This window comes from Candidatus Rokuibacteriota bacterium (assembly GCA_016209385.1).
GTDB lineage: Bacteria > Methylomirabilota > Methylomirabilia > Rokubacteriales > CSP1-6 > JACQWB01.
Map to the genome: position 1 here is coordinate 1 of JACQWB010000076.1, position 9,128 is coordinate 9,128.

Sequence of the window (9,128 nt, forward strand, 5' to 3'; positions counted from 1 at the left end):
CTGGCCCCTCGAGTGGCCGGCGATCGTCCTGATCTTCATCCCCATCTTCCTGCCGGTCGTGATCGAGCTGAAGTTCGACCTGGTGTGGTTCGGCATCCTCGTCGCGGTGAACCTCCAGACGGCCTTCCTCTCGCCGCCGGTCGCCATGGCCGCGTACTATCTCAAGGCGGTGGCGCCACAGTGGGAGCTGATGCACATCTACCGGGGAATGTTCGACTTCATGGTCCTCCAGGTCATCGGTCTCGCGATCGTCTTCTTCTTCCCCGAGACCGCGCTCTGGCTCCCGAACCTGCTCTACAAGTAACGCGGTCCCGCCGGTTCCTCCCGCTCGCCTGACGCCAGAAGGACCTCCTCGGTCGCCCTGGCCTCTAACGCGGCCGGCGAGGCGCCGTCTCCGCTCGAAAAACCGCTTGACAACCCCCTGAATCTAGTGATACTCCGGGCGGCAAAGGGAAACCCGGAGCAGTCGGTGACCCTTCCCCATCCTCCAGCGCTACCGAGGGCCTTACTTGCCGAAGAAGGCGCGCCTTCCACGGAGTTGCCCCGCTGGCCTGCCGGTGGCGCCACGGGCGGCGCGCGGGAGTTGCGCCAGACTGACCGGTGCGCGGATTCGAACTGAGGAGGTCGAGGCATGAACACACTCAGCGAGAAGCCGATTCACGATCGCGTAACCCGGCGTGACTTTCTCAGGACTGCCGGCGTGGGCGTAGCTGGGGCGTCACTGGGCACGATGCTGGCGGCAAGGCAGGCCCCGGCGCAGCTCAGAGGGACCAGCCTACGCATCCTCCAGTGGAGCCACTTCGTCCCCGCCTATGACGCCTGGTTCGACAAGTCCGCCAAGGAGTGGGGGGAGAAGAATGGGGTCAGGGTGCGCGTGGACCACATCCCGCACCTCGAGGTGCCAGCGCGGATCGCCGCCGAGTTCGCAGCCGGCGCGGGCCACGACCTCATCGAATTTGCCGGCCTGATCCTCACGGGCCTGTACTACAAGAGCCTGGTGGACCTGACCGACCTCTCAGAGCGCATCGGGAAGAAGTGGGGCGGCTGGATCCCCGCGGCAGGCCCGATCTCCACCGTCGAGGGCCGGTCGTACGCGATCCCGAACTTCTACATCCTGATCCCGCTGCTCTGGCGGAAGGACCTCTTCGAGAAGCACAACCTGCGGCCCCCCGACACCTGGGAAGCGTGCCGGGTCGCCGCCCGGACGCTGAAGCCCAAGGGCCACCCGACGGGGATGCAGTTCTCCCACTGCAACGACGCCAACCACAACTGGCGTGCCCTCTGGTACAGCTTCGGCGGACGGGAAACCGACCCGTCCGGACAGAACATCCTGGTCGACTCCAAGGAGACGCGCGAGGCCCTCCGGTTCGCGAAGGCGCTCTTCGACGAGGGCATGACGCCGGAGGTCTTCTCCTGGGACGACGCCTCCGACAACCGGTACCAGGCCTCCGGGGTCGCCTGCTGGATCCATGACGCCATCTCCGCCTACCGGACCACCGAGGACACCAACCCTCCGGTCTTTCAGCACACCTATATCGGGCTGGCGCCGGCCGGACCGGGGGGCAAACGGGTCAACGTCGGGGAACCCACGGCCTACGCCATCTGGAAGTTCTCCAAGAACCAGCAGGCCGCCAGGGAGTTCCTGATCCATCTGACGGACAACTGGAAGGAGGCCATGGTCGCCAGCCGGGGCTACAACATGCCCCTCCTCAAGGATGGGTACAAGAAACCGATGCCGGTGATCGGGACCGACCCCAAGATGCAGGTCCTCCAGGATTTCCCGGACCTCATGGCGTTCCCCGGCTACCCGGGCCCCTACACGACCCCGATCCAGGAGGTCACGGTGACGTTCGTCCCAGCAGACATGTTCACGCTCGTGGCCCGCGGGCAGAGCCCGGACGAGGCGGTCAAGTGGGCGATGGGGGAGTACCGGCGGGTCTACGCCAAGCATAAGCGCGCGTGACAGCAAGCCCCAACGGCGGCGAGCCTGAAGGCGGGGCTCGAGCCGCCGCGGTTCCGATCGCCGGGCGGGCGGGGGTTCGCGCATGGTGGCGAACTCCCACCGCCCGGCGGCTCGCCTTCGGGTACACCCTCCTCTCCCCGGCGATCCTCTACGTCGCCCTCCTCGTGGGGGCGCCGTTTCTGTTCTCCCTCTACCTGGCCGTCAGCGACGCCAGCGTCGGGGACCCCTTCGCCGAGTTCGTCTGGCTGGAGAACTTCAAGGCGGCCTGGGAGAGCCCGACCTTCTGGATCGCGCTGCGGAACAGCATCTTGGTCACCGTCGTCGCGGCTATCTTCAAGTCGCTCCTCGGCACGACGCTCGCCTTCCTGCTCCTCCAGCCCTTCCGCGGCAAGAAACTGATCCGCGGTCTCGTCGTCATCCCGTTCACGGTCCCCAGCGCGGTGAGCGTGCTGGGCTGGAAGTGGATGTACGACTCGCAGTTCAGCGTCGTCAACTGGGCGCTGAACCGGGTCGGCCTGATCAGCGCCTACGGGACCGAAGGCTGGCCGATCTGGCTCGGCCAGCCCCACCTGGCGCTCGCGGCCATCATCGCCGTGAACGTCTGGCGCAGCTTCCCCTTCACCGCGATCGTCCTGCTGGCGGGGTTCACCGCGGTCCCCCAGGAGGTGATCGACGCCGCCAAGGTGGACGGGACGACGTTCATGCAGCGGTTCCGCTTCCTGGTGATACCGATGATCGCCCCGATCCTGTTCGTCGGTCTCCTCTTCGACACGGTCTTCACGCTCTCGGACATCAGCGTCGTCCTGCTGCTCACCAACGGGGGACCCGGCAACGCCACGCAGATCTTGCCCACGCTGGCCTACCAGATCGGGATCCTGGCGGGGGCGCTCGGGCGCGGGGCCGCCATCTCCCTCTTCCTCTTCCCGCTCTTGCTGCCCGCCATGATCCTCCTGCTCCGCAACCTCAAGAGACGCGAATGGTGACCGCAGCGCGTCCTCGCAGCCAGCGCGCGAAAGAGATCCGGCGCCACGTGCTCATCTACGCTGGGCTGAGCCCGTACATCCTCATCGCGGTCTTCCCGCTCTACTGGATGGCCATCACGGCCCTGAAGCAGGAGGCGGATCTCTACCGGATGGACGTCATCCCGGTCTGGTTCAACCTGCCGCCGACCTGGAAGAACTTCGACTACCTCTTCAACCACACGAACTACGGCGCCTGGATCGTCAACACCATGGCCATCTCGGCCCTGGTCTCGGTGATCACGCTGCTCACCGCAATCCCGGCCGGCTACGCGCTGGCCCGGCTCAGGCTCCCCGGGGCCGAGAACCTCGGGATCGCCATCTTCATGACGTACCTGGTGCCCGCGATCATCCTGTTCCTCCCGCTCTCGCGCGTCGTCTCGATGATCGGTCTCCAGGACCGGTGGTGGGCGCTCGTCGTGGTCTACCCCACGTTCACAATCCCGTTCTGCACCTGGCTCCTCATGGGCTTCTTCAAGACCGTGCCGGCGGAGATCGAGGAGGCGGCGCGCGTGGACGGGTGCGGGCAGCTCGGCGCCCTCGTCCGCGTCGTGCTCCCGGTCAGCCTCCCCGGGGTCCTCACGTCCGTGATCTTCGCCTTCACGCTCTCGATGCAGGACTTCCTGTACGCGCTCGCTTTCGTCTCGGTCGGCGACCAGAAGCCGGTGCCGCTCGGCGTGGCGACGGAGCTGATCCGGGGGGACGTCTTCTTCTGGGGGTCGCTGATGGCGGGCGCGCTACTGGTCGGCGTCCCAGTGGCGATCCTCTACAACTTCTTCCTGGACCGCTTCATCACGGGAATCACCGGGGGGGTCGTCAGGTAACCGGGCGAGGCGGGCCAGCTCCGTCCAGGGGACCGGCTCGCCCCCAATCCCGGACAGGACGGGGGCGCGAGCCGCTGGGAGTGAGGGAGCGAGCGTCCCGGCGGAGGCCGACCGGCACGGACCGGGCACCGCCGCCGGGGACGTGGCGAGCAGGCGCTATTCGGGCTCGGGCTTCTGGACCGTCGGGGCCCCCGGATAGCCGATGTGGAGGATCAGGTACTTGACCGGCCTGTCGGTCCGGTTCGTGTGGTTGTGCCACCACCCTCCAGCATCCATGAACGACTGCCCGCCCCCGTGGTACTGGACGCCCTTGATGCCGACCGGCCCCGCCTCGTAGTCTGTGGTCAGGATGCCCTCGATGACGTAGATGTAGGTCGGCACCCTGAACTGCTGACGGCCGGTCTGGCCACCCGGCTCGAGCTCGACCGTCGCCCCGCTGACGAAGATCGGCGCGTTCACTGTCGCGCTGAAGCCCCCGAGCGAGGTGACCAGGCCCTTGGTCTTGACTCCCCTCGGGGCCTTGTCCTGACCCTCGGCCGGAAGGCCCACGGCGCCGACGAGGAGGGCAGCGAGGAGCGCGATGACCATTCTAGTCGTCATTGGTTCACCTCCGGCGAAAAGGCGTGAACACCTGATGGCCCGAGCAAGCGTGATCACCGACCCCGGCCGGGGCGCCCATGACGGTCCTCCGGCCAGCCGCGCGTTTTTTTTGATGCGCGGAGACTAGCACCGGCAGGTTCAGCATGTCAAGGCTGAGTTGTAAACATCGGGGCCGCGGCGCCGTCACGGCAGTCGTGGCTTCCCTCTGCCTCGGCGGGGCGCTCCTCTCTGCGGCGGCGGATGTGCTGGTGGCCACAGGCTTCCACGCGGAGGTGCTGGTCACGGGCATTCCCCGGCCGATCGAGCTTGCCTTTAATACCGCCGGGCGCCTGGTCGTCTTGAGTCACGGCTGGCGTGGCGATGCGGCTGCGGAGATCTACCAGCTCGACCTGGCGGGCCCGTTCCCGGTTGACGTCTCCGGCGCCCGGCGGCTCGTGATCCCGTTCTCCGAGGGACCCCGCAAGATCGCGTTCGGCAGCCTGGCCGCCGACCCGAGGTCCGGCGACCTCTTTCTCGGCGAAGAGAACGGCAACCGCATCTACCGGCTCGCCGCGGACGGGACGCTGACGCCTGCTGCGGTCGGTCTCCACCATCTGGTCGGCGGGAGCAGCCTGGCGTTCGACGGTCGGGGCCGGCTGGTGGTGCTGGACTTTACGAGCCCCGAGGGCCGGCTCCGCCTGGAATCGCCGCCGCCCCCGGGGCTCGACTGGCTCACGACGGAGGCCTACGCCGGGCCGCTCGTCTTCCGCCTCGACCCCGAGGAGGACATCCCGCGGCCGAGGAGGCTTGATCTCATCCGGCCGGTGTTCCCGAAGCAATCCGCGCGGGCCGGCCGTGAGGAGATCCTCCCGCGCTTCGTCTCGGTGGCGGCCACGCCGGCCGGCGAAGTCCTGCTGCTGAGCTCCCTCGGAGATGTGTTCAGGCTGACAGCCGAGCCCGACCTCCAGCGTCTGGCGAAGCTCCCCGCCGGTCACTACCACCGCACCCACATGACGGTGGGGGCGGACGGGAGCGTGTTCGTGACCACCGGCTTCCACATGCGGCAGCTCTTCCGGATCTCGCCGGCGGGAGCGGTGACGATCGTGGCCCGGGAGCTCGGGGATCCCGCGGGCGTCGCCGTCGATCGCGCCGGAAACCTCTACATCGCCGAGACCGCTCTCCACCGGCTCATCCGTCTCCGTCCCGCCCCCTGACCTCGCTCGGAGGGGGGCGCACCCACGCCGACCCCCCGCGCTAGCGCGCGGGTGTGGCGCGGGTACCCGCCCCTTCCGATACCTCCCCCATGGCAGTTCGAGCGTGGCGGGTTCGACCATGCCGGGAGGCAGGCCACCCGCCGCGCGAGGCCCGAGTAGATTGCGCGGGCCGGGTACCCACGGCGGAGCCGTGGGTGCGCGCTCGACCTTTTACGCGCCTTCTACGCGCCTTCCACCATCGCCGCGGTCAACCCGCGGACATAGCCGCGGGCGAAGAGCGCGGAGATCAGGACCACGGGGATCGCCATCAGGTGGATTCCGGCGACGGCCAGGAGCTCGTCGAGGGCCACCTCCATCGTCGCAAGCCCCGCTGGGATCGTCTGGTTGTGCGCGCTGAGCAGGAACACCGACGCGAGCGTGAAGTCGCTGGCGATCGTCCCCAGCGTGAAGATCCCGGCGGCGACGATGACCGGCCGGCTCATCGGGAGGATGATGCGGAGGAAGGCTGTCGCGCGGCTCGCCCCCTCGACCAGCGCCGACTCCTCGACCTCGCGCGGGAGATGCTGGAAGTAGGCGGCCAGGATCCAGACGCAGAAGGGCAGCGCGAGAGTCGGGTAGACGAGGAGGAGCAGGAGAAGGTTGTCGTCCAGGCCGAGCCGGATCACGACCTGGTAGAGGGGGACGAAGAGGATCGTGTGCGGGACCACGTAGGCCGCGAAGACGATGCGCCGCCACCACCTGAACCCCGGCGGCCGGAGCCGCCCCAGGGCATAGCCCGCCAGGATGCTCACGACCAGCGTCAGCCCCAGCGACCCCGCGAACACGATGACCGTGTTCTCCAGCCAGTCGAGAAACGGGTAGGACCGGCGGAGGGTGCGTCCGACGAAGCCCCGCGACTCGCCCTTCGGCTGGAAAAGCTCCTCGAAGTTCTCGAGCGTCGGGTTCATGACGATCAACGGGTGGCCGAAGACGTCCTCCTGGGCCGTCTTCAGCGACTGCACCAGCATGAAGTAGATCGGGAACACGCAGTAGATCGTCGCGGCGAGCAGCAGGCCCGCGTGACCCAGCTTCTTCCACCAGGGCCTCGGGTTCACGCCTGCTCCGTCTCCGGCGGGTCGAACATCCGGAAGAGGACCAGCAGCGCCGCGAGGAGCAGCGGCACCAGCATCAGCGACAGCGCTGAGGCCGGTCCGAACTGCCCCGACCGGATCGCCAGCCAGTAGGCGTGGGTGCCGATGACGGGGAAGATGATCCTGCCGCCGGTCAGCAACCACACGTTCGCGAGATCGGCAAATGCGGTCGTGAGCGACAGGAAGACGGCGAGGGCGAGGAACGGCTTGAGGAGCGGGACCGTCACGAGCCAGAAGCGGCGCCAGGCGCTCCTGGACTCGAGGAGGGCGCACTCGAAGAGCTCGGGTGGGATGGCGTTGATCCCCGCGAGGAGGAAGACCCCGATGAACGAGCTGCCCCGCCAGATGTTGAAGAGGGTGACGCTCAGGAATCCCCACGCCCCGCTGCCGAACACGCCGTCCACCGCGTGCTTCAGGTTGCCCATGAACACGCTGTAGGACGTAGGGATGGGCGGGCTCAGCGTCCAGTACCAGCCGATCACGCTCACGCTCGCCGGGTAGGCCCAGGGGAGGAAGATCGCGAGGAAGACGAGGGCGCGCCCCCGGAACGGGCGGGCCAGCAGCAGGGCGAAGCCGACGCCGAGCGCCAGCTTGGCGACGCTTGTCACGGCGGCGTAGACGGCGGTCACGGTAGCCGCCCGCCAGAACTCGCGATCGGCGAGCAAGCGGCGGTAGTTCTCGAGCCCGACGAACGCCGGGGGGCCTTCCTTGAGCGGCGAGAGGTCGGTCAGGCTGGTCCGGATCTCCCACGCGACCGGATAGGCCAGGACCCCGAACAGCAGGAGCACCGCCGGCGAGAGGAGCAGGTAGGCGAGCTGGACGTCGCGGCGCCGCGCCCTCGGGAAGCGGGTGCTACGCGGAAGGGCTGCGGGAAGCGACTCGACCGCGCTGCCCACCGACAGCTAGGCGATGGCTTCGTCGCTGCTGTTGTCGAAGAAGTGGATCCGGTCCGGGATGAAGGCCAGGCGGATCTTGTCGTGAAGCTTCGTGCGGACCGTGGGTTCCACGCGGGCGACGATCGTCTGCGTCCCGACCCGGGTGTCCAGCAGGATCTCCGAGCCCAGGGGCTCCACGACCTCCACGACCGCCTCGAAGGTGATATCGTGATGGTCGCTGCCCGTCGCCTCGCGGAGGTCCTCCGGGCGGATCCCCAGCGTGACGGCCTGCCCCCGGTACCGGGCGATGCGGCCCGCCCGGTCGGCTGGCACCCGCACCCTCAGCCCGGCGGTCTCGGTGTAGAAGCCGCCGCCCGTCTCGGTGATGGTCGTGTCGATGAAGTTCATGGCCGGCGAGCCGATGAACCCCGCCACGAACTTGTTCCGGGGCTTCGAGTAGACCTCCAGGGGCTCGCCCACCTGGTGGACCAGGCCGTCCTTCATCACGACGACTCGGTCGCCGAGGGTCATGGCCTCGACCTGGTCGTGGGTGACGTAGATGGCGGTGGTCTCCAGGCGCTCGTGCAGGCGCTTGAGTTCGACGCGCATCTGCACCCGGAGCTTGGCGTCCAGGTTGGACAGCGGCTCGTCGAAGAGGAAGACCTGGGGGTGCCGGACGATGGCGCGGCCGACGGCCACGCGCTGGCGCTGCCCGCCGGAGAGCTGGCGCGGCTTCCGCTTCAGGAGCTCCTGGATCCCCAGGATCTCGGCCGCCTCGCGCACCCGCTTCTCGATCTCCGGCCTCGGGAACTTCCGCATCTTGAGCCCGAAGGCCATGTTGTCGTAGACCGTCATGTGCGGGTAGAGGGCGTAGTTCTGAAAGACCATGGCGATGTCGCGGTCCTTCGGGGGCAGATCGTTGACCAGGCGCTCGCCGATGTAGATCTCCCCCGAGGTGATCTCCTCGAGGCCGGCTACCATCCGGAGCGTCGTGGACTTGCCGCACCCAGACGGGCCGACAAGCACGAGGAACTCCTTGTCGCGGATATGGAGGTTCATGTCCCTGACCGCCTGGACCTCGTCGAACCGCTTGTTCAGCTCCTTCATGACGACCTGTGCCATCCCGCCACCTCGCTTGTGAAGACCCGAGCTCGGCTATCCCTTCACGGACCCAGTCAACCCAGCCACATAGTACTCTACGAAAAAGGAGTATACCAGCGCCACCGGGATCGAGCCGAGCAGCGCTCCGGCCATGAGCTGACCCCAGAAGTAGATGTCCCCTCGGATGAGCTCCGAGACGACGCCCACAGGGACGGTCTTTTGCTCCGGCGATGAGAGGAACACGAGGGCGTAGATAAACTCGTTCCAGGAGAGCGTAAAGGCGAAGATCCCCGCGGACAGGATGCCAGGGATGGCGATGGGAAAGATGATCCGCAGCATGGTCTGCACGCGACTCGCGCCATCAATGCGCGCGCACTCCTCCAGCTCCTTTGGGATCGTCTTGAAGTAGCCCATGAGGAGCCA

At 67.6% G+C, this 9,128-nt stretch carries 10 protein-coding genes; 5 read left to right on the plus strand and 5 right to left on the minus strand.

Annotation, left to right across the window (positions count from 1 at the left end; all coding sequences use genetic code 11):
* From HY726_05400 to HY726_05415, 4 genes are all read left to right on the plus strand, one after another.
* The coding region (locus HY726_05400) for a TRAP transporter large permease subunit (GenBank protein MBI4608427.1) at positions 1-304 on the plus strand (304 nt) is incomplete at its 5' end.
* Positions 305-631: 327 nt separating this feature from the next.
* Positions 632-1,963 (plus strand): extracellular solute-binding protein, encoded by a 1,332-nt coding sequence (locus HY726_05405; protein MBI4608428.1) that lies wholly within the window; start codon positions 632-634, stop codon positions 1,961-1,963.
* Positions 1,960-2,946 (plus strand): sugar ABC transporter permease, encoded by a 987-nt coding sequence (locus HY726_05410; GenBank protein MBI4608429.1) that lies wholly within the window; start codon positions 1,960-1,962, stop codon positions 2,944-2,946. Before HY726_05405 ends, HY726_05410 begins: the two co-directional genes overlap by 4 nt.
* Positions 2,940-3,806 (plus strand): carbohydrate ABC transporter permease, encoded by an 867-nt coding sequence (locus tag HY726_05415; GenBank protein MBI4608430.1) that lies wholly within the window; start codon positions 2,940-2,942, stop codon positions 3,804-3,806. Before HY726_05410 ends, HY726_05415 begins: the two co-directional genes overlap by 7 nt.
* A 156-nt stretch (positions 3,807-3,962) precedes the next feature.
* Here the strand turns inward: HY726_05415 and HY726_05420 are convergent, their stop codons facing one another.
* A complete protein-coding gene (locus HY726_05420; protein ID MBI4608431.1) occupies positions 3,963-4,406 on the minus strand; it encodes a hypothetical protein in 444 nt (147 codons plus the stop codon).
* A gap of 143 nt (positions 4,407-4,549) precedes the next feature.
* Between HY726_05420 and HY726_05425 the strand changes: the two genes are divergently transcribed.
* Positions 4,550-5,599 carry a hypothetical protein gene (locus HY726_05425; GenBank protein MBI4608432.1) on the plus strand — a complete coding sequence of 350 codons (1,050 nt, stop codon included), beginning with the start codon at positions 4,550-4,552 and terminating at the stop codon, positions 5,597-5,599.
* A 221-nt stretch (positions 5,600-5,820) separates the two neighbouring features.
* Here HY726_05425 and HY726_05430 read toward each other — a convergent pair whose 3' ends face one another.
* The 4 genes from HY726_05430 to HY726_05445 form a co-directional block, all read right to left on the minus strand.
* Entirely contained in the window at positions 5,821-6,693 is an 873-nt protein-coding gene (locus HY726_05430; protein ID MBI4608433.1) for a carbohydrate ABC transporter permease, read from the minus strand.
* Positions 6,690-7,625, minus strand: coding sequence for a sugar ABC transporter permease (locus HY726_05435; protein MBI4608434.1), 936 nt, complete (start codon positions 7,623-7,625; stop codon positions 6,690-6,692). The genes HY726_05430 and HY726_05435 overlap by 4 nt, the downstream gene beginning before the upstream one ends.
* Positions 7,626-7,631: 6 nt before the next feature.
* Positions 7,632-8,726 (minus strand): sn-glycerol-3-phosphate ABC transporter ATP-binding protein UgpC, encoded by a 1,095-nt coding sequence (gene ugpC / locus HY726_05440; GenBank protein MBI4608435.1) that lies wholly within the window; start codon positions 8,724-8,726, stop codon positions 7,632-7,634.
* A 33-nt stretch (positions 8,727-8,759) separates the two neighbouring features.
* The coding region (locus HY726_05445) for a carbohydrate ABC transporter permease (GenBank protein ID MBI4608436.1) at positions 8,760-9,128 on the minus strand (369 nt) is incomplete at its 5' end.

Bases quoted from the DNA above. Each gene is read 5' to 3' on its own strand.
- HY726_05405 (MBI4608428.1), top strand. From the start codon at position 632: ATGAACACACTCAGCGAGAAGCCGATTCACGATCGCGTAACCCGGCGT.
- HY726_05415 (MBI4608430.1), top strand. From the start codon at position 2,940: ATGGTGACCGCAGCGCGTCCTCGCAGCCAGCGCGCGAAAGAGATCCGG.
- HY726_05420 (MBI4608431.1), bottom strand. From the start codon at position 4,406: ATGACGACTAGAATGGTCATCGCGCTCCTCGCTGCCCTCCTCGTCGGC.
- ugpC (MBI4608435.1), bottom strand. From the start codon at position 8,726: ATGGCACAGGTCGTCATGAAGGAGCTGAACAAGCGGTTCGACGAGGTC.
- HY726_05425 (MBI4608432.1), top strand. From the start codon at position 4,550: ATGTCAAGGCTGAGTTGTAAACATCGGGGCCGCGGCGCCGTCACGGCA.